At 46.6% G+C, this 25,210-nt stretch carries 26 protein-coding genes, 1 pseudogene and 1 riboswitch; of the genes and pseudogenes, 9 read left to right on the top strand and 18 right to left on the bottom strand.

From position 1 onward, the window contains the following. Window position 1: 1 nt before the first annotated feature. From AC0J20_RS11005 to AC0J20_RS10995, 3 genes are all read right to left on the bottom strand, one after another. Window positions 2-1,024, bottom strand: coding sequence for a FecCD family ABC transporter permease (locus AC0J20_RS11005; RefSeq protein WP_473021724.1), 1,023 nt, complete (start codon window positions 1,022-1,024; stop codon window positions 2-4). Window positions 1,025-1,026: 2 nt separating this feature from the next. Further along, window positions 1,027-1,842 (bottom strand): ABC transporter ATP-binding protein, encoded by an 816-nt coding sequence (locus tag AC0J20_RS11000; protein WP_229530002.1) that lies wholly within the window; start codon window positions 1,840-1,842, stop codon window positions 1,027-1,029. A gap of 103 nt (window positions 1,843-1,945) precedes the next feature. Continuing rightward, window positions 1,946-2,092: riboswitch (cobalamin riboswitch) on the bottom strand. Between the two features lie 99 nt (window positions 2,093-2,191). Then, entirely contained in the window at window positions 2,192-2,350 is a 159-nt protein-coding gene (locus AC0J20_RS10995) for a hypothetical protein (RefSeq protein WP_473021668.1), read from the bottom strand. A 29-nt stretch (window positions 2,351-2,379) separates the two neighbouring features. Here AC0J20_RS10995 and AC0J20_RS10990 point away from each other — a divergent pair, with 29 nt between their 5' ends. Next, complete coding sequence (locus AC0J20_RS10990; RefSeq protein WP_473021667.1) at window positions 2,380-3,048, top strand: hypothetical protein; 669 nt, start codon at window positions 2,380-2,382, stop codon at window positions 3,046-3,048. 108 nt (window positions 3,049-3,156) lie between these two features. Here the strand turns inward: AC0J20_RS10990 and AC0J20_RS10985 are convergent, their stop codons facing one another. Both AC0J20_RS10985 and AC0J20_RS10980 read right to left on the bottom strand, forming a co-directional pair. After that, window positions 3,157-4,860 (bottom strand): protein adenylyltransferase SelO, encoded by a 1,704-nt coding sequence (locus AC0J20_RS10985; protein WP_473021666.1) that lies wholly within the window; start codon window positions 4,858-4,860, stop codon window positions 3,157-3,159. Between the two features lie 155 nt (window positions 4,861-5,015). Continuing rightward, a complete protein-coding gene (locus tag AC0J20_RS10980; protein ID WP_229530008.1) occupies window positions 5,016-5,804 on the bottom strand; it encodes a peptidylprolyl isomerase in 789 nt (262 codons plus the stop codon). A gap of 502 nt (window positions 5,805-6,306) precedes the next feature. Here AC0J20_RS10980 and AC0J20_RS10975 point away from each other — a divergent pair. After that, entirely contained in the window at window positions 6,307-7,899 is a 1,593-nt protein-coding gene (locus tag AC0J20_RS10975; protein WP_473021665.1) for an ABC-F family ATPase, read from the top strand. A 140-nt stretch (window positions 7,900-8,039) separates the two neighbouring features. Next, window positions 8,040-8,777 carry a 23S rRNA pseudouridine(2604) synthase RluF gene (gene rluF / locus AC0J20_RS10970; protein WP_229530010.1) on the top strand — a complete coding sequence of 246 codons (738 nt, stop codon included), beginning with the start codon at window positions 8,040-8,042 and terminating at the stop codon, window positions 8,775-8,777. A 55-nt stretch (window positions 8,778-8,832) separates the two neighbouring features. On the opposite strand, the gene AC0J20_RS10965 is transcribed toward rluF, so the two are convergent. Then, window positions 8,833-9,576: a TrmH family RNA methyltransferase gene (locus tag AC0J20_RS10965; protein WP_229530011.1), complete on the bottom strand. Its 744-nt coding sequence runs from the start codon at window positions 9,574-9,576 to the stop codon at window positions 8,833-8,835. A 95-nt stretch (window positions 9,577-9,671) separates the two neighbouring features. Here AC0J20_RS10965 and rlmE point away from each other — a divergent pair, with 95 nt between their 5' ends. Continuing rightward, complete coding sequence (rlmE, locus tag AC0J20_RS10960; protein ID WP_473021664.1) at window positions 9,672-10,292, top strand: 23S rRNA (uridine(2552)-2'-O)-methyltransferase RlmE; 621 nt, start codon at window positions 9,672-9,674, stop codon at window positions 10,290-10,292. A gap of 29 nt (window positions 10,293-10,321) precedes the next feature. Here the strand turns inward: rlmE and ylqF are convergent, their stop codons facing one another. Continuing rightward, window positions 10,322-11,326 (bottom strand): ribosome biogenesis GTPase YlqF, encoded by a 1,005-nt coding sequence (gene ylqF, locus AC0J20_RS10955; protein ID WP_473021663.1) that lies wholly within the window; start codon window positions 11,324-11,326, stop codon window positions 10,322-10,324. A gap of 212 nt (window positions 11,327-11,538) precedes the next feature. Here ylqF and AC0J20_RS10950 point away from each other — a divergent pair, with 212 nt between their 5' ends. Beyond that, the gene (locus tag AC0J20_RS10950; protein ID WP_473021662.1) at window positions 11,539-12,651 is read left to right on the top strand and encodes a Kelch repeat-containing protein; all 1,113 of its coding nucleotides are present in this window, start codon (window positions 11,539-11,541) and stop codon (window positions 12,649-12,651) included. Here AC0J20_RS10950 and AC0J20_RS10945 read toward each other — a convergent pair. The 10 genes from AC0J20_RS10945 to AC0J20_RS10900 form a co-directional block, all read right to left on the bottom strand. Then, window positions 12,648-14,111 (bottom strand): potassium/proton antiporter, encoded by a 1,464-nt coding sequence (locus AC0J20_RS10945; RefSeq protein WP_229530015.1) that lies wholly within the window; start codon window positions 14,109-14,111, stop codon window positions 12,648-12,650. The genes AC0J20_RS10950 and AC0J20_RS10945 overlap by 4 nt on opposite strands. Window positions 14,112-14,130: 19 nt before the next feature. Then, window positions 14,131-16,674: a protein translocase subunit SecD gene (gene secD / locus AC0J20_RS10940; RefSeq protein ID WP_473021661.1), complete on the bottom strand. Its 2,544-nt coding sequence runs from the start codon at window positions 16,672-16,674 to the stop codon at window positions 14,131-14,133. Between the two features lie 73 nt (window positions 16,675-16,747). Beyond that, on the bottom strand, window positions 16,748-17,113 hold the full coding sequence (locus AC0J20_RS10935; RefSeq protein WP_473021660.1) for a hypothetical protein: 366 nt from the start codon (window positions 17,111-17,113) through the stop codon (window positions 16,748-16,750). Between the two features lie 85 nt (window positions 17,114-17,198). Then, window positions 17,199-17,762 (bottom strand): GNAT family N-acetyltransferase, encoded by a 564-nt coding sequence (locus AC0J20_RS10930; RefSeq protein WP_473021659.1) that lies wholly within the window; start codon window positions 17,760-17,762, stop codon window positions 17,199-17,201. Window positions 17,763-17,774: 12 nt separating this feature from the next. Then, the gene (locus tag AC0J20_RS10925; protein WP_473021658.1) at window positions 17,775-18,089 is read right to left on the bottom strand and encodes a hypothetical protein; all 315 of its coding nucleotides are present in this window, start codon (window positions 18,087-18,089) and stop codon (window positions 17,775-17,777) included. After that, window positions 18,086-18,463, bottom strand: a complete 378-nt coding sequence (locus tag AC0J20_RS10920; RefSeq protein WP_229530020.1) for a nuclear transport factor 2 family protein — start codon at window positions 18,461-18,463, stop codon at window positions 18,086-18,088. The genes AC0J20_RS10925 and AC0J20_RS10920 overlap by 4 nt, the downstream gene beginning before the upstream one ends. An 18-nt stretch (window positions 18,464-18,481) precedes the next feature. Continuing rightward, window positions 18,482-18,961 (bottom strand): VOC family protein, encoded by a 480-nt coding sequence (locus tag AC0J20_RS10915; RefSeq protein WP_473021657.1) that lies wholly within the window; start codon window positions 18,959-18,961, stop codon window positions 18,482-18,484. Window positions 18,962-19,009: 48 nt separating this feature from the next. Next, on the bottom strand, window positions 19,010-19,366 hold the full coding sequence (locus tag AC0J20_RS10910; protein WP_229530022.1) for a YciI family protein: 357 nt from the start codon (window positions 19,364-19,366) through the stop codon (window positions 19,010-19,012). Between the two features lie 10 nt (window positions 19,367-19,376). Next, window positions 19,377-20,249, bottom strand: coding sequence for a YciI family protein (locus AC0J20_RS10905; RefSeq protein ID WP_473021656.1), 873 nt, complete (start codon window positions 20,247-20,249; stop codon window positions 19,377-19,379). A 109-nt stretch (window positions 20,250-20,358) separates the two neighbouring features. Continuing rightward, window positions 20,359-21,597: an RNA polymerase sigma factor gene (locus tag AC0J20_RS10900; protein ID WP_473021655.1), complete on the bottom strand. Its 1,239-nt coding sequence runs from the start codon at window positions 21,595-21,597 to the stop codon at window positions 20,359-20,361. 491 nt (window positions 21,598-22,088) lie between these two features. Between AC0J20_RS10900 and AC0J20_RS10895 the strand changes: the two genes are divergently transcribed. The 4 genes and pseudogenes from AC0J20_RS10895 (at window position 22,089) to AC0J20_RS10880 (ending at window position 24,944) form a co-directional block, all read left to right on the top strand. Beyond that, window positions 22,089-22,349: a type II toxin-antitoxin system ParD family antitoxin gene (locus AC0J20_RS10895; RefSeq protein ID WP_473021654.1), complete on the top strand. Its 261-nt coding sequence runs from the start codon at window positions 22,089-22,091 to the stop codon at window positions 22,347-22,349. Beyond that, window positions 22,336-22,629 carry a type II toxin-antitoxin system RelE/ParE family toxin gene (locus tag AC0J20_RS10890; RefSeq protein WP_473021653.1) on the top strand — a complete coding sequence of 98 codons (294 nt, stop codon included), beginning with the start codon at window positions 22,336-22,338 and terminating at the stop codon, window positions 22,627-22,629. The genes AC0J20_RS10895 and AC0J20_RS10890 overlap by 14 nt, the downstream gene beginning before the upstream one ends. Then, window positions 22,626-23,453 (top strand): annotated as a pseudogene (locus AC0J20_RS10885) (TOTE conflict system archaeo-eukaryotic primase domain-containing protein); the annotation flags it as partial. The gene AC0J20_RS10890 and the pseudogene AC0J20_RS10885, both read left to right, overlap by 4 nt. Beyond that, window positions 23,442-24,944, top strand: coding sequence for a DEAD/DEAH box helicase family protein (locus AC0J20_RS10880; protein ID WP_473021723.1), 1,503 nt, complete (start codon window positions 23,442-23,444; stop codon window positions 24,942-24,944). The pseudogene AC0J20_RS10885 and the gene AC0J20_RS10880, both read left to right, overlap by 12 nt. 98 nt (window positions 24,945-25,042) lie before the next feature. Here AC0J20_RS10880 and AC0J20_RS10875 read toward each other — a convergent pair. Then, the coding region (locus AC0J20_RS10875; RefSeq protein ID WP_473021722.1) for an IS3 family transposase at window positions 25,043-25,210 on the bottom strand (168 nt) is incomplete at its 5' end.

The following is a 25,210-nucleotide window of genomic DNA, read 5'->3' as shown; positions in this document are numbered from 1 at the left end:
ATCAGGTGCCTCGTTGACGAATCGCTAAAAAGAAAAACAGACTGCCTATGGCAGAGGTGATGATACCGATAGGAATCTCCTGACCGGTAAGGGCAACACGCGCAAGTATGTCTACAATGACCATAAAAGAGCCGCCCAGCAAGACACAGCCCAGGAGCAGAGTGCGACTGGTCACACCCAGCCAGTTGCGGACAATATGGGGGATCATCAGCCCCACAAAGCCAATTCCACCGCAATAAGACACAATACAGGCCGTTAACGCGGCGCAAATGGCCAGCAGGATCATACGTAAGCGTTGCGCGTTAACACCCAGGGAGCGGGCACTTTCGTCACCCAGCAACAGCGCATCTAACTGGCGTCCGCACAACAGCAGCAGCACCAGACTGACCGCAATGATTGGCAACATAACCCAGGCGTACCAGGCTTCCACTCTGGCTAAGCTACCCATCAACCAGAACACCACTTTATTGGCGGCAAATGGTTCCGCCAGAAACAGGATAAAATGCGAAACCGCTCCTAACATAAAAGACACGGCAACCCCCGCCAGCAACAGATGCTCAGTGCGCCTTCCCAGGGCGCTGGCCACCAGCACCTGCACCAGAGCAACAGCAAACAACGCCCCCAAAAATGCCGCGGCGGGTAGTGCCACAGAAAACGCGGCTTCAGAGGTCAGAATGTTAAAGGGGAGCTTTTGAGCTGTGGCATCGTTAAACAGCAGGGTGGCGATACTGGCACCCAGTCCGGCACCGGCAACAACGCCAAACAAATAAGGGTCGGTCAGACTGTTTCGGGTGACGTTTTGCAACGTAGCTCCGGCAATGGCCAGACCCACACCTACCAAAAATCCCACGGCCACTCTGGGGGCGCGTATTTGCCAGAAAATCAGCTCTTCGGTGGCGGTTTCACATTGCTGAAAAAGGCATTGGGTGATGCTGCTCGCAGACAGCTCTGCGGCACCAAAAAACAAAGAGGTAACTGACGTGAGTATGGCCAGCGCAATCAGTAGTGCCCATTTAATGTGCATGTTCAAAGGGACCACCTGCTTAAATCCAGTAAGGTTTTACCTTCAGGCGAAAAGGTGACTTTCGGGATACTGTGCTGCAGTTCTACCTGACAGGGCAGGTCAAATACCCGGGTCAGCAGTTCTGGTTGCAGTACCGAATTCGGCTCACCACTGGCTACCAACTTTCCATTGTCTAAAATCACTAACTGATGGCAATAATGGGCCGCGAGGTTGATGTCGTGCAAACTCATCACAACTGTGACATTCAGCTGTTGCGCCAGATCGCGTAACAGCTGCAGCGTCTGGTGCTGGTAATACACGTCAAGGTGATTTACCGGTTCGTCCAGGATTAACAAAGGCGCGCCCTGCACTAAAGCCCTGGCTATTAATGCCCGCTGCTGCTCACCACCGGAAAGTTTGCTGAACTCCTGATGTACTTTGTCGGTGAGTCCCACCGCCTGAATGGCCTGCTGAATACGCTGATCATCTGCTTTGGTGTGGCGCGATAACAACTGCTTATGCGGCAGTAAGCCCATCCTCACTACATGTTGCAGAGACAGTGAAAACACCATGTCATTGAGCTGATTAACTACCGCTACCTGCTGACTTAAGGCCTGAATTGAATAGTCGCAAATGGCTTGTTGTTGCCAGGTAACGGAGCCCTGATATTCCCGTTGCCCGGATAACACCTTAAGCAGACTGGTTTTGCCTGCACCGTTAGGCCCCAGAACGCCAAGTACCTGGCCGCGATTAAGCGCAAAACTGACGTTATCGAGAATGACTTTATCCGCGATATTCAGCGATACCTGGTTTACCAGTAAGTTATTATGGTCGGACAAAGATTCCACCTGCATGGCAGGCGAGAATAAACAGGCAAGTGGCATCCTGTGCCCGGTGGCCCAGAATTTTGGCTGACTTGCGTTCGCGTATTCCCGCACGAGTTAATGGCGCTGTGCAGAGGTTGGTATCTGACTTTAATGACCTGCCGTCATCTTTACAGTTGCGGGTACAGTTCTGGTATTTCACCAGATTCCCAGTTACGTTTTCGAAGCCCAAAGCCTGGAAAACACCTCAACACTTTTTCAGCATTGGAATATAGCAGAATCCCGCTGCTGTTGAACAGAAGCGGGGGAGAATAAAACCAGTTGGTTACAGGGTTTGCTAAAATAATATGGGTTTACACTGGTATTATTCAGAAAACGCGTTTATCTCGTCAGCACTCAATGCTCTGGAAAACAATAACATCTCATCAATGACCCCGACAAACGGCAGATCCTGATGTTTTTGCGCACCGGTGCGTGTTCCGCCAATGACACACGCGTTTTCACTGGCAAGGCTGGTGGGCACCCATGACGCTTCATGGCTGATTTCGGCTTTTGTCTTTTTCTCCGGACGATAGCACTCTTTTAGTCGGTGACAGGAGTCATATCTGGCTGGTGGATGTGAGCTTACAGTCAGAGAGTAATAGCTTGCTGGATCTGTCTCCTGAGGCGGCTTTGGTTACGGCTAAAGGTTTGTTGCGCCGTGCCGAGTGGCTGAATGACAATCTGATTTATTTCAGAGTCGAAGAATATGGCAAAAATCGTGGCTATTTGTACCGCAAAAATACGGATTCACTGGTGTCTCTGACAGCGCGCTGGGCCAGTATGGTGACAGACCATCAATCTCCCGAGTATTTATATCTGGTAGACGGCAAAGACAATCGCTTACATTACCTGGCTGTCAGTCAACTGGATCTTGCTGCGGAACAAACGGTGGTGATCCCAGACCATGCCCTTCAGGCAATGCAAGTCTACTTACCCCAGGGCTACCGCAATCTGAAAGTGCACAATGGCAACCTGTACTACCAGGTTTTGACGGATAACGACCATGCCAAAGGATTTGATTATCACATTGAAGTCATGTCGCTTTCTGGTGATGAAGGACCGAAAAGGCAGAGCTATGAAACCCGCTGCAGTTGTGGTTTTGATGTGGCGAATTCAGGATTTATCATTAGCGAGCTGAATGCCATGGAGGGGGATATCTACAGGACTGTCAGTAATTAGCAATTTAAATCGCAACGATGAAAATATAACGTTGGTGATTAGTCCCTGGTAAACCCGCAGACAGGCGTCTACGGGTTTTTTCGCTTACATGGAGTAGTCATCAGCGAGTTAAGACGAACAACTGTAGTGAGAGACACCGCCAACATTAAACAGGGCTACAGGTCTTAGCTGATAATATCTGGCTTCGGTCTCAGGGGATTGCTCGTCATAGGGGTTATTCAAGATTGCTTGTAATTCTTCAAGCAGTTCATAGTTACCCAGCTCAGCCTGCTGATAGGCGGGTACCACCAACCATTCACGCCAGGTGTATTTGGGGTTTACTTTTTTCATTTTCTCAGCAATTGTCTGTGAATCGCCTGTTTCAGCTATTTTGAGCTGCCAGCTTTCCAGCCACTGTTGCCATTGTGTTTGAAGCTTTTCTGACAATGGCGTGTAAAACGCCTTACTGAGTGCTGCTGCGTCAGTGGGCAGTGCCGACAGTTCACGGAACAGCATGGTGTAATCCACGTATGAGTGGGCCATTAGTTGCAGTAATTGCATGGTGAGATCGGCATGATAGTGTTCCAGTCCAAGCTTAGCGGCCCACATAGCTTGCATTTTGCTTTCCATTACGTCAGAAAAACCGCTTTGAATCTCGTCCAAAGCCTGTAATTTATCTGGTGTCTGCGCCAGTAACGGCATAACAGCCCGGCAAAACATGGCAAAGTTCTTCTCTGCTGCAGCGGGTTGATTGAGAAAGGAAAAATGCCTGCCTCCTCCGGTCCAGGGCTGATACGCCGGATCAAACAACTCGCAGAAGCCAAAGGGTCCATAATCCAGGGTAAAACCACCACCGGCACAGTTATCACTGTTAAAGTTACCCTGGCAGTATCCCACCCGAATCCAGTTAGCCACCAGAGTGGTTAATCGTCCCCGAAATGCCACAGCCAGTTGCAGAATTTGTTCAGATAGTGGCTGGCTTGTATCTATTTCTTCCTGATATTCCCGGGCGATTAAATGTTGCACGATTTGCTCCAGCTCCTGCATTGCGTCAGGATGCTGTTGGCTGCGGGCTCTTCGGCCAAACAGTTCCAGTTGACCGACTCGCAAAAAGGATGGTGCAACGCGGGTGGAAATGGCCACCGGATTATCTACCAGAATTTCCGGGTCTTGTGAATCAGAGCCTTCCAGATACCAGGGGCGCTCTACCGTTTCAGCATAGGAAACAAACAGGCTCAACGAACGTGAGGTGGCAATGCCCAGCGCGTGCATGTGTTCCTGGGCGAGAAACTCTCTGACACTGGAGCGCAAAACCGCGCGGCCATCTGCGCCGCGACAATAGGGCGTGCGTCCGGCACCTTTTAGCTGCATCTCCATACGCTGGCCATTAAAAACGCCTTCCAGCACTGAAATTGCCCGACCATCACCATAGCCATTGCCGGTTTGAAAAGGACATTGTTGAATGTATTCAGTGCCGTAAATTGACAGCGCATAACCCGTGGCCCAGCCAACCCGGCGCATTGTCGCAGGAAGTTGCGACATATCGCCAGAGAACAGTTGCCGAAAACCATCTGTGTGTGCCAGTTCATCGGTAAAGCCGAGTTCTTCAAACAGTTTTTTACTGTGAGCGATATATCTGGGGGCTTTTATCGGCGTGGGCTTCACGGTGACATAGTGGCCTGAAAAGACCTGTCTCGGACGATAATCTTCGCCGGATGCCACGGTTGCCGGGTCCGGTGTCAGGTTATCCAGAAAAGAGTAATCTGCCAATTCGGCAAGATCGTCTAATGTCTTTACCGGGGCACGACTTTTATTGGATGGTAAGCTGCTCATAAACTGTCAATAACAGGGTTTAATACCTGATAGATTAACATTCCTGCACAATTGAAAACAGGTAAAGCGGCTCTGGGGAAATGATTAAACAGTGAAAAGGCGAAGTTTGTTCGCTTCGCCTTTTCGTTGTGGTCAACTGATACCTTCTGTCAAGGTCAGGATTTTTGTCTGCGACGCAATAATAGTGCTGGCAGCGACAGCATTATCAATAGCAGGGGGTTAAGAGCACCACCTGAAGAACCACCGTCGGAAGGGTTGTCAGAACCGCCACCATTACCGCTGTTGATCAGGGTATTTGGCGTGGGATTCAGGTCCGGGTTAGTGACAGTAGCCGAGTCTGTGACTACGATATCAGTGATCAGTACAAAATTCTCTTCATCCGGGTCTACGCCATTGGCGGCGTCATCTTCACTGTAATTATTCAGCGGGATCGATGTAGCCGCACCGCCCAAATTAAAACGGGGCAACTCGCTGATTTGATCAACAATATTCATGCCGTCGCCAATAACCTGGCCAAAAACGGTAAAACCGCCATTTTGTACATCCAGATTTTGGCTGTTGTCGGCGAGATTGATATACCACTGTGAGGTGGCGCTATTTGGATCTCCAGCCAGTTTTGCCATAGCAATAGTGCCACGCACATTCGACAGCTCAGGCTCATTCACTACCGGTACGCCGGTTGCGACATTATCCAGCGGTAATTCGTTGTTGTACTGAAAGCCTCCAGCCTGAATAACGAAGTCAGTTTCAAGACGGTGAACCACATTGTTGGCATAGGCACCGGAATTGACATATTCAAGGAAGTTTTCAACAGTTTCAGGTGTGTCCTCATCGAACAGGTTCACGCTGATGGTGCCCATATTGGTGCGAATTTCCACGACGGTTGCCGCAGCCTGACAACTTAGCAGGGCGACTGAAATAAAAGCGAGTATTGTTTTTAGCACGATTAGATTCTTATTCTGAGTGGTTAAAAAATTGGGGCTAATGGTAAGGAAACTACAAAGGTGTCAAAACTGTTTTCGTGTATCAATTTGTAACTTTTGAATTAGCATTCCCTTGATTGATAGTATAAGCCGTTTAAGGGCGCCGTTATACCGGGTGAGTGCATGAATGCTCATTTTGCGACCATGATGTCGGGAAACTTAGTGTCGTCATTTTATAACACAGCAAGACTACCTCGCTTTTGGTTTTGCTCAGAGTTTATTCGAAGTACTGAACCTCACTACCTTTATGTGCAGTCGGACACTCCGACAATAAGGTCAATATGATATCTGTTATTGCGCTCTAATTTGATTGGCAACGCAATCACAGAGCCATTGCGCAGATTGAGAATCCAGTATTCAAAAAGTTGGCGGGAACTGACCCACATTAAGTGGTTGTCTGCTATACTGCGCGCCAGCCAGCCTAACGGCTATTCTGACAACCTTAATTTTTGAGTACCCCCCTTTGATAAGTGCCGCCAATATCACCATGCAGTTTGGCTCTAAACCGCTGTTTGAAAACATCTCCGCTAAATTTTCCAATGGCAATCGCTATGGCCTTATTGGGGCCAATGGCTGTGGAAAGTCTACGTTCATGCGTATTCTTAGCGGTAAGCAAGCTCCTACTGCCGGAAATGTTTCTTTAGCACCGGGCACCAAGCTCGGGGTACTGAATCAGGACCAGTTTGCGTACGAAGAGATATCGGTGGTGGATACTGTGATCATGGGCGATACCGCGCTTTGGCAAGTGAAGCAAGAGCGCGATGCCATTTATGCCAAATCGGATATGACCGAAGAAGAGGGCATGCGAGTTGCGGATCTGGAAGTGCAATTTGCTGAGATGGATGGTTATACCGCCGAGGCGCGAGCCGGTGACATCTTGGCTGCAGCAGGCATTGAGGAAAGCTATCATTTTGGTTTGATGAAAGAGGTGGCTCCGGGACGTAAAGTGAGGGTGCTATTAGCGCAAGCCCTATTTGCTGAACCCGACGTGTTATTGTTGGACGAGCCTACCAACAACCTGGATATTTATACCATCCATTGGTTGGCGGAAGAGTTGAACAAGCGCAAATCCACCATGCTGATCATCTCGCACGATCGCCATTTTCTTAACTCGGTTTGTACCCATATGGCGGATATCGACTACCAGGATTTGCGCATCTTCCCTGGCAATTATGATGATTTTGTCGCTGCCGCCGCCTTAATTCAGGAGCAACTTCAGCACGAAAATGCCAAAAAATCTGCTGAAATCGAGGATTTACAAGCCTTCGTGGCCAGATTTTCCGCCAATGCTTCCAAAGCCAAGCAGGCCACTTCACGGGCCAAACGCCTGGAAAAAATTGAACTGGCGGAGATAAAAGCCTCCAGTCGACGTCGTCCTTATATTCAGTTTAAGCAACATAAAAAACTGCATCGCCTGGCCATTACACTGGATGGCATTGGCCATGGTTATCCGGATTTACCGCTGTTTAATGACGGAAACTTATTACTTGAAGCAGGCTCTCGTTTGGCGGTCATCGGTGAAAACGGTGCCGGTAAAACCACCTTATTAAAATGTCTCATCAATGAATTAACGGTTAATGAAGGGCGAATTAAGTGGGCCGAAAATGCCGCCATTGGCTATGTTGCACAGGACAGCAGCCGTGATTTTGATGGGGACTGGACTCTGTATGAGTGGATGTCTTTATGGCGCGGCGAAAAGCACGACGACATTCAGGTGAAAGCCATGCTGGGACGCTTGTTATTTAGCGCCGATGATTTTAATAAGAAAGTTAAGGTGTGCTCAGGTGGCGAGAAAAACCGTCTGCTCTTCGGTAAATTGATGCTGCAAGATATTAATGTTCTGGTGCTTGATGAACCCACTAACCACCTGGATATGGAATCAATCGAAGCCTTGAATGACGCCTTATTGCGCTTTGATGGCACCATTATTTTTGTCAGTCACGACCATGAGTTTATCTCTTCACTGGCAACCCAGGTAATAGAAATCAAAAATCAAAAACTGAACTACTTCGATGGTACTTATGATGAGTTTCAGGCCAGTAATGCCAGTCAGTAATATCAGTCGGAAATGGTATCGCGATAAATGACATTAGCCATTTGGGATTAACCACTGCCTGGATGATGAAATTTCGATATACTTTGTCAAAATTACCACCTGCCTTTAAGGCACCTTAGCCGTGACATAGACTTGTTAATATGACGACTGAAGCACCTAAGCGACTAAATAAATTTTTGAGCGATACCGGCGTTTGCTCGCGTCGGGAAGCCGATAAACTGATTGAACAAAAGCGTGTCACTATCAACGGTAAGTTGCCGGAACTGGGGACCAAAGTTCAGTCAGGTGATACGGTTAAATTGGACGGCAAAACGGTCGGTAGCGTTGCCAAAGACAAGTCTGACCGCATTTATATTGCCTATCATAAACCGATAGGGATCACCTGTACTACGGAGCGGCATGTCAAAGGCAACATCATCGATGCGATAGGCCACAAAGAGCGTATTTTTCCCATTGGCCGACTGGATAAGCCCTCTGAAGGGTTGATTCTGCTGACGAGTGATGGCGACATCGTTAACAAAGTCCTGCGTGCAGAAAATGCCCACGATAAAGAATATATCGTGACGGTTAATCAGCCGATTAGTGAGCGTTTCTTAACGAAAATGGCAAAGGGAGTACCGATTCTGGGCACGGTGACCAAACCCTGTAAGGTCAGTGCGAGAGGCAAATTCCAGTTCAGTATTATTCTGACACAAGGGCTGAACCGACAAATCCGTCGCATGTGCGAATTTTTGGGCTATGAAGTAACCAAACTAAAGCGCACTCGTATTATGCACCTGCAACTGGGCAAACTACCGCCGGGTAAGTGGCGCAACCTGACAAATCAGGAACTACAGCAATTAAAAGACGCGGTAAAACACTCCAGGAAAACCGCTTAGCACCCTATTGTCGGTGCAAGATATGCGACAGAACACGCGCGGCTAATTTAGTTTTTTACACCGACAACTGATAGGCGCAGATGCCTACCGAATTGGCCAGGTTTAGTGAGTCAATGCGACCACTGCCGGCAATGGTAAAAGCGTCGGCGTTCAGTGAATTCAGATCCTGCAGAGGCACACCTCGGGCTTCGTTGCCAAACAAATAGCAGTCGTAGTGGCTAAATTCAGGCTGGTTAATTTTCGTTCCCTGTAAATCCAGAAAGGCAAATTTTTGGAATCGTTGTGACAGCGCTTCAAGTGGGACATCGGTTTCCAGCGGCAGATGAAAGATAGCACCCATGCTGGCACGCACTACTTTTGAGTTAAAAGGGTCAACGCTATTTGGGCTGAGCAATAAACGAAAGCCACCAAACCAGACCAGATTACGGATAATGGTGCCGAGATTGCCGGGGTCCTGAACTTCGTAAAGATAAATACAGCGCTCGTTTGGTGTTACTGCGTTCGGTTTTTTATCTGGCGTGGGCAAAGGTACACAGGCCACGACACCCTGGGGTGTTTTGGTATCGCTGAGTTTGGCCATGTGTTTATCGCTGACCACTTCCAGTTGAAAATCAGCCGACAGAGTTTGTGCCCAATCAAGTCTGGATTGAGTGGCATATAACGTGATGCGCCGTTCATCTGCGACATCTTTGCAGGCTTTTTGCAGTTCCATGATGAGATGCTCACCCTCCACCAAATAATGACCAAACTCCGCACGGTATTTTTTTTGATGCAGTTTTTTAACATCGTCTAGTTTCATTTTTATGGGCCTGCTGTCGAGGGAAGCGTTTTGCAATTCAGGCCGGTGAGTTTACAATATTCGCCTTTTTTGCGATACCGGAGCAGGCAAACTTAATGGCGCGATCAAAAACCAGTAAAAAGTGGTTGGATGAACATGTTAACGATCCCTATGTGAAAAAAGCGCAAATGGATGGCTATCGCTCTCGCGCCAGTTATAAGTTGATTGAAATCAATGAAAAAGACGATCTGTACCGACCAGGCAGTGTGGTGGTGGATCTTGGTTCCGCGCCTGGTGGTTGGTCACAGATAGTAGCGCCTGTGGTGGGTGAGCGCGGGCGCGTGATCGCATCCGATATTCTGCACATGGATTCGATTATTGGCGTCGATTTTATTCAGGGGGATTTTACCGAAGAATCCGTTTACGACGCTATTTTACAGGCACTGGGTGGCGCCCAGGCCGATACGGTAATCTCTGATATGGCACCCAACTTAAGCGGTGTTAAAAACACCGATCAATATGCTGCGATGTACCTGGTGGAACTGGCTCTGGATATGGCACGCAACGTGTTAAAACCCGGTGGCAGTTTTTGTGCAAAAGTGTTTCAGGGAGTGGGCTACGAAGAATACGCAAAAGATTTGCGTAGCTCCTTTGACAAGGTCATCGTGCGTAAACCCGCAGCCTCTCGCCCCCGTTCCCGGGAAGTTTATCTGGTAGGTAAGGGCTTTAAAGGCTAATAGCCGGTAACTGATACCGGCCACGACTTTTAAGCGCGCCCTTTTTTCATGCGTTGACTTTGAGCAGCTCGCTTTTCGGTGCGCTTTTCTTTGCGATCGCGTTTATCAGGTGTCAATGAACCTTCTTTGAATCGTTGTTTACGCCTTGCTTTGTCTGCGGCCTTTTTCTCAGCGGCAGTGACCATTTCGGCTTTTTCTCTGGTCAGCATCTCGGGGGTTTCAAGGCTGATCCTGCCCAGCTTTCCGGCTTGCAGTTCAGTTATCAATACCTCACAGATTTTATGCAGGTTAACCCGGCCACCCGTCATGATTGCCCCCCGCTGCCTGGCCGCTGCTTCCAGAAACGCTAATTCGGTATCTGGCAGCTCTTCAAGTTTATAGTGTGCTTTCATCAATTCCGGGTAGGCCTTAATCAGATAATCGGCGGCAAAAAAACCAACATCATCAAATTCCATCGCGGTATTTTTGACAGCACCAGATGCCGCCAGGCGATAGATAGAGTTGGGATTTTCCTGCTTTGGCCAAAGCACACCGGGAGTGTCATACAGCACGATGCCATCACCAAGATTAATGCGCTGTTGGCTTTTGGTGACCGCAGGTTCGTTACCCGTCCTGGCAATGATGCGATCCGCAAGAATATTGATCAGGGTGGATTTGCCGACATTGGGAATGCCGGTGATCATGGCATTAATGTGTTTTACTGAGGAGTCTTTTTGCGGAAATTGCTTGCGAATCAACCCCAGTATTTGCTTGCTGCCTGCAGGTTTGTCATTGGACGTAGTAATAGTCATGACCCCGCGCTGGCGTTCTAAATCTTCCTGCCAGCGGCGGGTTATGTCTGGATCTGCGAGATCAAACTTGTTGAGAATTTTAATACAGGGCTTTTCGCCCCGAATTTTAGCAATTTCAGGGTTTTCACTGGAGTAGGGAATGCGCGCATCCAACACTTCAATCAGGATATCTACCTGACTTAACGACTCTTTTATTTCTTTCAGGGCTTTGTGCATATGCCCCGGAAACCACTGTAACGCCACGTCGACTTCTCTTTAAATCACTCTTGCGGGTATTCTACTGTATTGCTGCTGTATAAGCACCCGTGCAACAGTAGCTGTCCGTCAGGAATGGGTAACAGAGTGGTTATTGCAATAGCAGTGATTAGGCTACTCCATGGTGGAATAGCTGTTGCAGGTGACTGATTAAGCTGTTAATTTTTTCAAACTCAGCCTTAACAGAGCCACTTAATACAATGCTTACATCACTTTTTGGTAGTCATCGCCCGACCATTTTTCGCCCGTTGGCGTTGTATTGTCAGTTAATCCCGGGGCTGATTCTGACATTCGCAATGACCGTTGCTCATGCAGAAGATACATCTTTGCAGGCCTGGCAATCAGCGCCGGATTTGCCGTACCGCGTTCAGGAGATTTATCCGACGGTTTATAACGACCATATCGTTGTTGCGGGCGGTTTGTCGCCTGATGTGAATGAAAACCGGATTGGGGTATCCGATCGCGTGGTGGCCTATAGCCTTAAAAAGCAGATCTGGATAGAAGCGCCCAGGTTGCCTGAACCGCGCCATCATCCGATGCTGGTAGCGGTGAAAGATCGCTTATTTTCATTTGGCGGATTTACTCTTGATGTGAAGGGCATGTGGCATAACAGTGTGGATGTATATGAGCTGGTGGCTAATCCGGACGCGTCAGAAAAACCCAAACTGCAATACGGCCAGTGGCAAAGAATAGCGCAATTACCGGCGCCGCAGGCAGAAACCTTAAGTGCCGTGCATGAGGGTAAGGTGCATCTTACCACAGGACGAACCCCCATTAATGGCGAAAGGAACAGCCAGTGGATTGAGCAAACAGATGTGAACACTCACTATATCTTCGATCCACAAAGCTTGTCGTGGTCACAAGGGGCCGGTGTCCCCACTGCGCGTAATAGTGCCTGTAGTGTCATAGTGAATGGCAACTGGCATACCATTGCAGGCAGAACGGTCTCAGGGGGTAATTTGGATAATCACGAAGTCTATAATTTTGCCACTAAAAAATGGCAAACACTGGCGCCATTACCGCAAGCTCAAGGTGGGTTAGCCTGTGCCGCACACAAGCAATATATCTATGTGTTTGGTGGCGAGTATTTTGACAATGGCGGCGGTGTTTATGCCGAGGTTTGGCAATACGACATTGCAAGTGACAAATGGCAGGCCGCTGGCACTATGCCGAAGCCCCGGCACGGCCTTGGTGCACTGAGTGTAGCTGGTGATATTTATGTGATTGCCGGTGCTTTGCAAGCCAGTGGCAAACAAACCAGCGCCATTATGAGTGTCTTTTCACCGGAAAGATTGCAAGCCCAGAAACACTAATCTTCCTCAGGGTAAAAACAACGCTCGACGGCTTCTGTGTCGGATAATTTGCTAATGATAAACAGGTGGTCGCCCTTTTTCAGTTTGGTACTGCCTTTGGGAATTAAGGTGGTTTTTTTGCGGGCAATGATGGCCACTACGGCGTAGTCCGGTAGGTCCAGTTCACGGATGGTTTTGTTAACCGCTATAGAACGTGCTGACAGCTCAATTTCAATGAGCTCTCTTTGACTTTTTGCAATATTAACAATTTCTAAGGTATTCGAAGAACGGGTTTCATTTTCCAGCACCAGGCCTAATTTTCGCGCGGCAAACGGCAAGGTAGAACCTTGCAGTAGGGTGGATATCAGAACGATAAAAAATACCACATTGAAGATCAGTTCGGCGTAAGGCATTCCGAAAATTAGCGGGAAAATGGCCAGAATGATAGGTACTGAGCCGCGCAATCCTACCCAGGAAATTAGCAGGGACGCCTTGAACGAGAAACGGGTAAGTAACAGTATCGGCATCACCACCAGTGGTCGTGCAATAAAAATCAGGACACAGGCGATCAGTAGCCCTTCTTTCCAGTGAATAAATAGTTCTGTGGGGGTGACCAGTAAACCGAGAATAACGAACATGGCGATTTGCCCTAACCAGGCCAGGCCGTCCAGAAAGACAAAAGTGTTGCGTTGATAGGCAAAGCGACTGTTACCTACAATGACACCGGTAATAAAGGTCGCTAAAAAGCCGCTGCCATTCAGGTTGGCCGCGACACCAAAGGCCAGTAACCCAAACAGCATAACAAATACCGGATACAAACCGGTGGCCATCAGGGTAACTCGTCGACATAACCACACGGCAATACCACCTACAGCAAGCCCTACCAACGCTCCCACACCCATCTGACTGCTGAACAACAGCAACAGATCTTCTGGCTGTGTTGTGGTGTCCTGAATAAGTGTAATCAGCCCAATCGTGAGAAATATTGCCATCGGATCGTTTGAAGCGCTTTCCAGCTCCAGAGTGGATTTGAGTTTAGAGGGGATGCTGATCCCGGCATTGCGCAATACCGAAAAAACCGCGGCTGCGTCAGTAGAGCCGACAATGGCACCGAGCAGCAAGCCTTTGTATAGCGGCAAATCCAGGATATAGGTGGCCGCCAACCCGGTGAGGGCCGCAGTGCCAATCACCCCTATCGTCGCCAGCAATGCGGCTGGTTTCCAGGCCTGTTCAATCGATTTTTTTGAGGTCTGTAAGCCACCATCAAACAGGATCAGAATAAGGGCTAACGTACCAATGGCGTGAGCTGCATCGGCATTGTCAAAAAGAATACGACCGATCCCATCTTCGCCTGCCAGCATGCCGACGCCGAGAAATAATACTAAAACCGGGACCCCAAAGCGCGGTGATAATTTACTTGCCAACACACCGATAATAGCGAGTACGGCACTGAGTAAAATAATGTGATCAACTGCGAACATTTTGGGGTCCTTTTTCAGATTAAGGCATGTGTGCCAACGAAGCCTTGATTTCTTCGGCAGTGGGCTTCAACTGCGCTTTACCTTGTTGTTCTCGTCTTGTTCCCAGCCAGTAAAGTAATCCTGAGGTGATGAATAATGTTGAGGACGTTCCAATCACTACCGCAAACGCCATAGGCACGGCAAAACTCTCGACGGCATCACCACCAAAAAAGGCCATGGGAAGCAACACTAATAGTGTGGTCATTGAGGTAAACAGGGTTCTGCTCAATGTGCTGTTAATGGCATCGTTGATGATATTGTTTAACGGTTTGGTTGCATCTATTCTCAGAAGCTCCCGGATACGGTCAAGTACCACAACTTTGTCATTTATCGAGTAACCGATCAGCGCCAATAACGCGGCAACTGCCGTAAGGTTAAATTCAATCCCTGTCAGGGCGAAAAAACCAATGGTTTTCGTTAAATCTAACATCACAGTCAAAAGTGCCGCTGTGGCAAAGTGCGCTTCGAATCGGGCCCAGAGGTATACTAGCATACCTGCACCGGCGATCAGCAATGCCAGAATGGAAAGCTCAGCAAAATTACCGCTGACTTTTGGGCCCACCATATCCACCTTATCAAAGCGCACCTGGCTGTCAGCCTGGGCGATGGCCCTTTTTAACTGCTCGATGTGATTGCTGTTGTGGCTTGCAGGATTGTCGGCATCGGTGGAGCTTACAACCGGAGCCCTGAGCAGGTAGTGGTGCGCGCTGCCATATTCCTGAATGGCCACCTGTTCAAAGCCATTGCTGCGAATCACCTCCCGCAAAGCTTCCGTTGATAATTGTGGTGACGTCAGTTCGATCATAGTGCCACCAGTAAAATCAACGCCGTAATGCAACCCCGGTCTGGCAAACAAACCCACTGACAGCAAAGTTAACAGCAGCGACACCAGCAGCGCCATTTTGCGCGCCGCCAAAAAGTTAATACCGCGCAGTTTGTCACTTAGCCTTAACAACGGTGACGAAAAGGTCAGGGATGAACGGTCCCGCTGGTCAACTCTTCTGAATTGCACTGCACGCAACATCATCATTTTTGTAAGCGCAACTGCCGTAAATACCGAGGTAATCAAGCCTAATGCAATGGTGATGGCAAAGCCTTTTACTGGTCCGCTGCCAAACATAAATAGCAAACTTACAGCAATCAGGGTAGTAAAGTTAGAATCTACAATGGTTGCAAACGCTTTGTTGAATCCTACTTCAATGGCGCTTGTGGCAGGCCGTCCGTTTCGGCTTTCTTCCCTGATCCGTTCATTGATCAGAATGTTAGCATCTACTGCCATACCCATAGTCAGAATTAAGCCCGCAATACCCGGCAGGGTTAATGTGGCACCGAATAAGGTGAGGGCCCCAAACACCAATGCGATATTAATACACAAGGCAAAACTGGCAATCGCGCCCCAACGGCCGTATATCGCCACCATAAAAACCAGCACCAGCAGTGCGCCTGCCACACCGGTTTCAATACCAGCCTGAATGGCATCACTACCGAGATCGGGGCCTACAGTGCGCTCCTCAATGACGGTAAGTGGTACAGGTAATGCTCCGGTTCGCAGCATCAGCGCAACGTTAGATGCTTCCGGTAACGTGAAATTTCCGGTAATTTCGCCGCTGCCTCCGGGGATTGGACTATTGATCACCGGGGCGGTGACCACTTTATCATCCAAGACAATGGCCAGTGCCCGGCCAATGTTGTCGCGCGTCATCATAGCGAATTGTTTTGCCCCCGCACTATCCAGGCGGAAGGTAACAACCGGTTGTCCGGTTTCGCTGCTCAAGGTCCCGGCGGCATCAACGATGTGTTCGCCTTCCAGGGCGATTTTTTGTTCCAGCTGATAGAGGTGGCCACTGTCATCAGGCTTTACCATCGTCTGCCCGGATTGATTGTTAACGACCCAATGAAAACTCATTTGTGCAGTAGTACCCAGCAGTTCTTTGACCTGGGTTGGGTCTGATACCCCGGGCATTTGGACTAAAATAGCATCACTGCCCTGCAGGGTGACATTGGGTTCATTGAGTCCTGTTTCGTTGAGGCGCTTTCGCACCACTTCGACACTGCGGCCCAGTGCATCTTTTAACAGCTTGCTGGTGTACAGTTCACTGAGCTGAACAGTAACTTTCGCCTGCTCTATATCAATTTGCAAAGCGCTGCTTCCCGAGGGTTGCGCAGAAACCGAATAGGCTAATTCTCTTACTTTGCGCGCATCTTCCTTATGGCGTAGTACAAAACTCATTTCACCTTTGCCAGAAGCCGGTTTACGGGTATATCGGATATTTTGCTGACGTAGTTCGCCTAATAAATCTTCGCTAAAGCTGCTCAGCTGCTTTTCAAAAAGAGCCTCGGTATCCGCCGCAAGTAACAGGTGCGAGCCACCTTGTAAATCCAGACCAAGGGAAAGCGTATTGGTGCTATACCATTCGGGTAATTGCTGTTTTATGTTGTGTGGCAATAGGTTCGGTGCTGCACTGAGTAATCCCAGCAATACGATCAGCAAATACACTAAGCCACGAACTGAAAATCGTGTCATTTTTAAATTCCTGAAATAAATAAAATACAAGGCAAAGGGCGCTTTAATTCGCCGAATCACCGTTTGAATCTGTTTAGGTCAGGATGAGGGGAGGGCCTCTTGGGTTGTGGCGATAGAGTGGGGCAACATTGAGGGCCGTGACCTGCAAAAGTGCGTCATGGACACTAAACCTTTCAGAAATTACCGGGGAATTGTTGGGCAATGCGACCTTGGAGTCGTCGTCACCGTCATTGCTATCAAGCCTGGTGCTATTTAAGCGTAATGTGTACTGATTGCCAGAGTAACTGAATTGAGCATAGGGTGAATCTTCGGTAACCTCGGCCTGATTAGCCACCTGACCGGTCTGAAAACTGGCGCTAAACACCATGCACAACAATACCCACACCAAAAATTGTGGCGCGTGCGAAGTTAACCTATTTAAGGAATTAGCGGTTTTCAAAAGCAAGTCTGCTCTGGGTTAAACAATAGATTCAGCTCAATGGGTGCAAGATACCCAATGTGGGGTGTATTGTACATTAATCAAGTTACATAGACTTGTAATGGGTCGGTCCTATCAATTTGTTGAACTGCTTATTGTCGAAACGATAGCAATACCATGGCTCTGGTTTGCCGGTAATATTGGATATCACTTCATGACTAAAGGTAGCGCCGAGTTTTTCGGTGGCCTTTTGTGAGCGGATGTTGAGTGGTGCAATATGAAACCATACAACATCAAAGAATTGATAGGCATAAGACATCATCAACTGTTTGACTTTGAAGTTGGTATTGCCGCCCCAATGCTTTCGAACAATAAAGGTAAATCCGATGGAGATGTCGTCATCATCTTCATAGAAATAATACCTGGATGTGCCGATTATTTCGTCGTCATTCGTATTGTCGGTGATAACTATTGTGGCATTAGAAGCGATGGCTTTGTCGAACCAGCGTTGAAATACCGATTTTTCGTGGCGATCTTTGCTTGGGTGTCCTTCCCAGAACTTTTTATCCGATGCGCATTGATAAAGTTCGTCAAAGTCGTTTACTCGCAACGGGCGAATGGAGAAGGTATCTCCCTTCAAATGAGGCTGAAAATTGAATTTACCATTCATGGGATGTAACCCTTACGCATTATTTTTTTGCTCATAATCGACGAAAAGTTTCTTATTGTATTCTAAAACATGCCATTGTCCGATGAATCCGGCAAGAAACGGCTTGTCTTCACTTCGGAAAGAATATGCTGTTTGGGTGCAGTTTACGTTATCTTCCTCCACTAAATATGCGGCAAACTGGCCGGCATCCGTTGTGAGTGGATTCATGATGGCCTGCCAGCTTGTGTGGGAAACTGACTCCCTGAGCGCAGGTCTTACAGTAACACTTTGATAACGTCCGGTTTCAGGATCTGACCATAGCTTTATTCTGGTCAATACTTCCTTCAAGTTTTGATACAGTAAGAGGTAATCGCCTTTATCTTCACGTTTTTTGCTCCATGAAAACGATAAAAATCAGCGAATGAGTATTGCTGGCCATCTGGCATTTTTAAAATACCATTTGCAGCCCCTTCTTTACCATGTGACAAAACCTGGCAGAGGGTTAATTCAGCTACGTTTTCACACTTTAACTTTTCAAGTTGTTCAATAAATTGGCTTTTTCCTACCAGGTGTCTGTCACCCATGATATTCCATTCGATATCATCTGTTACATGTTCTGTTAAAAACTCGATATCAGCCTTTGCAAAGGCAATATTGAATTGCGTTAAAAGAGCCATTTTAGGTGAGTTACCACAATTAGGTGTTGAAACAATCTTTGTCATATTATTTCTAATTTCGTCTTACATAACCGCAGCATTTAATGCTGCTATATCGATCTTTTTCATGTTCATCATAGCTTCGAAAGCTTGTTTGGCTTTCACCAGATCTTTACTGGTTGTTAAATCGAGTAGTCTTTTCGGAATGATTTGCCACGAAAATCCCCAGCGGTCTTTGCACCAACCACATGCGCTTTCGCTGCCACCATTGTCAATAATCCTATGCCAATAATGATCTGTCTCCTGCTGGTCATTGGTCACCAGCATAAAGCTTACCGCTTCATTAGGTTTGAAGTATTCCCCACCATTTAAGCCAATGAACTTACGTCCCAATATAGTGAACTCAACGGTTAGTTCACTGCCTGTTTGTCCACCACCTGGAATATCACAAGGCGCGGTATTTATTCGCTCAACATGGCTATCGGGAAACGTAGCCGCGTAAAACGCCGCGGCTTTACTGGCTTCACCATGATCAAACCATACACAAGTTACAAGTTCTGTCATAATTATCCTACTTTAGGGGTATTGATATTCGCCACATTCAATCATGCACTAACCTTCAACCTTCTCAGGAAGTGGAAACAACGGCCTCACCTCTACTGTGCCTTTTTCCGCTGGGGGTAAACGGGCTGCTATTTCTAATGCTTCATCTAAATTTTCTACATCCACAATATAATAGCCGCCAAGCTGCTCTGTGGTTTCAGCAAAGGGGCCGTCCGTGATTTGTCGCTTACCATCACGAACTCGCAAGCTGGTGGCTGTGGTAATTGAGTCCAAAGGGGCGGCAGAGACTAATTTTCCCTGCGCAGCGAGTTCTTCACTTATACGCATAGATTTTTGGAAGCAGGATTGCATTTCTTCTTCCGTCCAACAATTTTCGTCACTGTAAATCAATAACATATATTGCATTTTGTGCTCCTTATTTATCTGCGGAATCGGGCGCTTCACCCGGTAACATTACCATCCAGGCAACGCCAAATTGGTCGGTAACTTGGCCATAAAGTGGTGACCAAAAGGTTTCTGTTAAAGGCATATTGATTTGGCCATTTTTTGCCAGCGCATTAAAGACTCTGTGGGCTTCGTCTGGATCATTTAGGGTTAACGCCAGACTAAAACCACTTATCTCGGTGCCATCACCACAGCCGTCCGAGGCGAATAATTTGATGTTAGCGATACTAAATTCGCAGTGCATGACTTTATCTTCAAAGCCTGGCGTTAATGCATCTTCTGGCAGCGGTTCGGGGCTGTCACTAAAGCGCATTAACATACTAATACTGGCACCTAAGTGCTCCTGGTAATAGGTGAGTGCTTCTTCGCAGCGACCAGAAAAAAACAGATAACTGTTCATAGTGGCTTGTTGCATACTGTTTTGCATCGTGACAGTGTCGCGCAGGCATTGTTCTTTCTCGGCAATTTCGCCAGTAGTATCCCAGTCGGCATAATCTTCCATAGAATAGAAAGGACGAATTTCTATATCCGAATCTTCTAACATGGGATTAGGGCACTTTTTCACCCACTCGATGGCTTGTTCGATGGAATCGACATTCCATATCCAATAACCAGCTATCAGTTCATTAGTTTCAATAAAAGGCCCCTGGACAACTTCACGTTTGTTACCACTGAAGCGCACTCTAAAGCCTTGATTACTGGGTTTTAAACCATCACCGGATTCCATAATTCCCGCTTTTACCAGCGTTTCGTTAAACTCACCCATGGCATTCATGAGCTCTTGAGTAGGCGGAACCCCTGCTTCTGAGCTATCCGTTGCTTTGACTATTACCATGACTTTCATAAATTTTTCCTGTTGTAGTTAATGATTGTGTTTGTATTGATTAATCGAATGAACCAAAAGCTAATCGACAAGAAATGAAAATATTTTTAAAAAAATTTATAAAAGTGAGTTACTGGCTTTTTAGTTGCGCTAATTTTTGTACTAAAAAACGTTTTTCCGGGGCTTGTTTGACTAACACTAATGCTTGCTCAAAGGCTGCAATGGCAGAAGAGATTTGACCTGAGCGGACAAGTAATTCGCCACGAGTCGAATGGAGTTTGTGATAGTCTTGCAATGCTCCACTGGCTAGTATGCTATCTATTATTTTAAGCCCGGCTTCTTCACCATCACGCATAGCAATCGCCACAGCTCGATTAAGCTCAACGACGGGAGATGGTTCTACTTGGAGTAAAAGGGAATAAAGCCTGATGACCTGGTTCCAGTCTGTGATACCCGTTGATTTAGCGTATTCCGCGGCAATAGCGGCTTGTAGTGTGTAGCTGCCAACCTGACCGTTGGTAAATGCTTGCTGGACTAAGGCCATGCCTTCATCAATATAGGTTTGCAGCCATAGGCTTCGATCCTGGTCTTCTAACAAGATAATATTACCGTCGGCATCGGTACGGGCATACCGTCTGGATTCATGCAGCAACATTAAGGCTAACAGCCCCATAACTTCTGAGTCGGGCAATAACGATAAAACTAAGCGGGCAAGGCGAATAGCTTCATTAGACAGGTCGACACGTAACAGCGAGTCGCCATTTGACGCTGCATAGCCTTCGTTAAAGACTAAATAGATCACCAATAAAACCCCTTCGAGTCGCTCTGGCAATTCAGTAATCTCTGGAATAACAAAAGGTATTTTCGCTTTCTGAATTTTATTTTTCCCTCTGACAATACGTTGTGCCATTGTAGAAGGCGATACCAGGTATGCGCTGGCAATTTCTTCTGTAGATAAGCCACACACTTCACGTAAGGTCAAAGGGAGTTGAATTTTCGGATCTATAGCCGGATGACAACATGTAAAGATCATACGCAATTGATCGTCTTCAATCTCTTGTGTGCTGACTTCGTGATTGTATTCTTCAAGCTCACTGATTAATCGTTGCACGTCAGCTTCTAGTTCACTGAAGCGTTTGTTGCGTCTGAGGGTATCTATGGCTTTAAAACGAGCAGTTGAGATTAACCAGGGGGTTGGATTGGCCGGTATGCCCTTATTCCCCCAGGAATCGAGGGCGACTGAAAACGCTTCGTGCATGGCTTCTTCGGCTAACTCAAAATCACCGAGCAAGCGCACTAACGTGGCAAGTACTTTACCTGATTGCTCTTTGTATAGCTGAGATAGCTGCTGATTAATTGCGGTATTCACTGACTTCAATTTTGAGTGACAACTAGAAGGCCTGAGCTTATTTGAGCAACTATCGACCTAACAATCAAGCAGTTGGCAAGCAACAATATTGGGGTGGGGCGTAATACCAAGGATTGCTTCTTTAGTCCGGCAACTTAAAAATTACCAAGGCCCAGATACAACACTATTTTGTCTGGAACAAAATAGGACAGCTTTAGCTGGCTTGCGAAGCATGGCCCGAAGGGTGAAATACAGGATGTATTTCATACTTGAACCGGCACAGTATTGCTACCGGCGGATTTTGAAAAGTTTGCGTGTATTTTAGTTTAACTAAATCAATAGTTTAAAAATCGAAAAAGACACTTTGCAAATTCTTTGCATAGCCAGCAAAGTATTCAACTCGGTCTCTTGGTCAACAAGCTCAATAGAAGTGCGTTGTTCAAATCATAATTTTAAATTAGAAAAATTGTCATAATGTGCGCATAATATGAGCATATAATGTGGAGGTGTTTATGAATGTTACTCTTGGTTCAGAATTTGAAAAACGCATAAATGAGAAAGTTGCCTCTGGCCTTTATACCTCAGCCAGCGAAGTAATCAGAGATGGTTTGAGGTTGCTTTTTGAAAAAGATGTATCGAAGCAACAACAACTAGAAATATTACGTGAAGAGGTTGGCAAAGGCTTTCAGCAATTGGCTAACGGGCAAACTTCCGATAAGTCTGCGCTGGATATTTTTGCTGATGTGAACAAAGAACTAGATGGCAAGCTATAAACTTTCTGAGCTTGCAGAAGAAGACTTGCGACTCATATCTGCAAGAACTATTGAAGATTGGGGTAGGTCCCAGGCAGAAAAATATGTGTTGCTTCTTCATGAAGCAATGACACAAATCGCCAATACTCCTTATATTGGTAAAAACAGGCCTGAAATATTTCCTGAGGCGAAGAGTTTCCCTGCGCAAAAACACATTGTCTATTATTGGAAGTCTGATGTAGGGATAGAAGTTGCGAGGATTTTGCACCAAAGAATGGACCCACTTTCAGCTTTCGAATGAGTTCAATTGACGAACAATTACAAGCTATAGAGGAAGAACTCGCTGACCTTGAGAGTCGAAAGCAAATTTTAATTGAGCGTAAATTTAGTCTTGAGAAAACCCACCAATCACAGAATCCTTCAAACACCGACAAAATATCTGCTGAAGAAAGAATATCTATATTTACGGATCTGTTCACGGGAAGGAGTGATGTTTTTGCTTTAAAGTGGGAGAACCTGAAAAGTGGAAAGTCTGGTTATTCTCCAGCGTGTCATAATGAGTGGATACAAGGGATTTGTAACAAGCCCTATACCAAATGTACAGATTGCAAAAATCAAAACTTTAAAGAACTAAACGAGCAGGAAACCTATAAACATCTCACCGAAATGTAGGTAATTGGAACCTATGCTCTCGGACGTTCAGGTGTGTGTAGGTTTTTGGCAATCGATTTTGATAAATCCGATTGGCAACTCGCGGTTAAATCGACAGCTGAGGCTGCAATCACGGTGGACATTCCACACGCTATAGAAATCTCACAATCCGGTAACGGTGCCCACCTATGGGTATTCTTCAGCGAAAATGTTCCAGCAAAGCTTGCCCGTCGCCTTGGTTTCTTGCTCTTAGATAAAGCAATGGAATTGTGTTCAAGCTTAACGTTTGATTCTTATGATCGCCTGTTCCCCAACCAAGATTTATTGCCAGAAGGCGGATTTGGGAATTTGATTGGTTTGCCTTTACAACAAAAGCGCAGAAAAAGTGGCTTCACTGAATTTGTTACAGCCAATTTGGCTCAAATAGAAGATCAATGGCAGTTCTTAAAACATTTGCCGAGAATGAGCCATTTAGAAGTTGCTCAGATGGTCAAATCAGAATCTGATGATCAACCCATGGATGAGCTGCCGTGGGAAAGGCAATCGGTATCAACATTAATAATTCCAGACTGCCCTCAGGAATTAACGATTGTGAGAGCAAATCGGTTGTTTATTTCAGTAGCGAGTTTACCTTCCAAGTTGGTTAGTTGCATTCGAAGAATAGCCAGTTTCTCCAATCCTGAATTTTTCAAAAAACAGGCGTTACGGTTTTCTACTTACGACACACCAAGATTTATCAGTCTGGCTCGAATAGAAGGAGACTACCTTTCAATACCTCGCGGCTGCGAGGATGACTTGATTGATTTGCTACGGTCCCAAAACATTAAGCCACATTTCGATACAAAAACAGTAAAGGGGAACAGGCTAACCAAAATCAAGATGACTTGCAGGTTGAGGAAGGAGCAAGCCAAAGCCGTTAATAAGATTTTAAAGCACGACATTGGTATCTTGCATGCACCTACAGCTTTCGGCAAAACGGTCACAGCAATTGGTATTATCGTTAAACGAAAGACAAATACGCTGGTACTCGTCCATAACAAGCAATTAATCGATCAATGGCGGGAGCGTATAAACACCTTTACTACTGGCATCCAATGTGGAGTGCATATGGGTGCTAAGAAGTCTGTCTCGCATGAAGTGGATATCGCGACCTACCAGAGCTTGATAAATCGGAAAGACAACAAGGTAAATTCAATACTACATAACTATGGACAAATCATCATAGACGAATGCCACCATGTTCCAGCGGCAAGTTTCGAGCTGGTTCTTTCTGAAACTTCTGCAAGGTACATTGTTGGACTAACCGCAACGCCCAACAGGCAAGATGGCTTGCAGAAAATCATGTTTATGTTAGCGGGCAAAGTGAGGCATCGCGTTTTAGATGAAGCTGATAAAAGCTTCACACAGACAGTGTTTGTCAAAACTAGAAGTGCTGAGTTTGCTAGGTCAAACGAGGACGATTCGAAGCTGCATATCAGCGAAATTTACCAATGGCTGAGTGAGGATGAACAGCGCAATGTCATGATTATTGATGATGTTATTGCCTCAGCAAATGAAGGCCGCTATTGTCTTCTGTTAAGCGAAAGGCGTGGTCATGCAGAAAAACTGTTGAATATGTTGGTTGAACAGGGTTTGAGGTGTGTTTTATTAACAGGTGGCATGAGCGCCAGGCAAAGAAAGGAAGCAAATGAAAGACTGCCCAACTCACAAGTGTTGGTTGCAACCGGAAAATACATAGGTGAAGGTTTTGATTTTCCCCGACTGGACACTCTTTTTATTACATTACCGATTTCGTGGAAAGGCACACTTGCTCAATACGCTGGTCGTATTCATCGTACTTTTGATGATAAAGAAGAAGTTCGCATTTATGATTATGTAGAAATCAACGAGCCAATGTTAAATCGTATGTATCAAAAGAGAGAAAAAGGGTATTTGGCGTTAGGCTACGAAATTAATAAAGCTTGACTATTTGAAGCCCAAAACACGGCTAAATACGGTTCTTTAGGTCAGCTAAAATTACTAAGTGAATCGCCCCGGTAAATTCGGAGGCGGATTTGTTTGAGCTATGCTGCCGCATGTTCGCCTAATTGTCGATAATAGTTTTCCTCATATTCAACAGGTGGAATATCACCGATAGGTTGTAGCAGTCTCTTGTTGTTGAACCAGTCAACCCAATCTAGGGTGGCAAGTTCAACTTGCTCCAGCCCTTTCCATGGGCCATCTTTGTGGAT

Source organism: Planctobacterium sp. R6 (genome assembly GCF_055755215.1).
This window is presented reverse-complemented; position numbering and strand designations above follow the sequence as displayed.

What these genes read in the sequence shown, in the direction of transcription:
- AC0J20_RS10930 (WP_473021659.1), bottom strand. Translation starts at nt 17,762, where the DNA reads ATGAATGGTAAATTCAATTTTCAGCCTCATTTGAAGGGAGATACCTTC.
- rlmE (WP_473021664.1), top strand. Translation starts at nt 9,672, where the DNA reads ATGGCGCGATCAAAAACCAGTAAAAAGTGGTTGGATGAACATGTTAAC.
- AC0J20_RS10890 (WP_473021653.1), top strand. Translation starts at nt 22,336, where the DNA reads ATGGCAAGCTATAAACTTTCTGAGCTTGCAGAAGAAGACTTGCGACTC.
- AC0J20_RS10895 (WP_473021654.1), top strand. Translation starts at nt 22,089, where the DNA reads ATGAATGTTACTCTTGGTTCAGAATTTGAAAAACGCATAAATGAGAAA.
- AC0J20_RS10880 (WP_473021723.1), top strand. Translation starts at nt 23,442, where the DNA reads ATGAGCCATTTAGAAGTTGCTCAGATGGTCAAATCAGAATCTGATGAT.
- rluF (WP_229530010.1), top strand. Translation starts at nt 8,040, where the DNA reads ATGACGACTGAAGCACCTAAGCGACTAAATAAATTTTTGAGCGATACC.
- AC0J20_RS10915 (WP_473021657.1), bottom strand. Translation starts at nt 18,961, where the DNA reads ATGACAGAACTTGTAACTTGTGTATGGTTTGATCATGGTGAAGCCAGT.
- AC0J20_RS10965 (WP_229530011.1), bottom strand. Translation starts at nt 9,576, where the DNA reads ATGAAACTAGACGATGTTAAAAAACTGCATCAAAAAAAATACCGTGCG.
- AC0J20_RS10910 (WP_229530022.1), bottom strand. Translation starts at nt 19,366, where the DNA reads ATGCAATATATGTTATTGATTTACAGTGACGAAAATTGTTGGACGGAA.
- AC0J20_RS10950 (WP_473021662.1), top strand. Translation starts at nt 11,539, where the DNA reads ATGCTTACATCACTTTTTGGTAGTCATCGCCCGACCATTTTTCGCCCG.
- secD (WP_473021661.1), bottom strand. Translation starts at nt 16,674, where the DNA reads ATGACACGATTTTCAGTTCGTGGCTTAGTGTATTTGCTGATCGTATTG.
- AC0J20_RS11005 (WP_473021724.1), bottom strand. Translation starts at nt 1,024, where the DNA reads ATGCACATTAAATGGGCACTACTGATTGCGCTGGCCATACTCACGTCA.
- AC0J20_RS10905 (WP_473021656.1), bottom strand. Translation starts at nt 20,249, where the DNA reads ATGAAAGTCATGGTAATAGTCAAAGCAACGGATAGCTCAGAAGCAGGG.
- AC0J20_RS10945 (WP_229530015.1), bottom strand. Translation starts at nt 14,111, where the DNA reads ATGTTCGCAGTTGATCACATTATTTTACTCAGTGCCGTACTCGCTATT.
- AC0J20_RS10985 (WP_473021666.1), bottom strand. Translation starts at nt 4,860, where the DNA reads ATGAGCAGCTTACCATCCAATAAAAGTCGTGCCCCGGTAAAGACATTA.
- AC0J20_RS10920 (WP_229530020.1), bottom strand. Translation starts at nt 18,463, where the DNA reads ATGACAAAGATTGTTTCAACACCTAATTGTGGTAACTCACCTAAAATG.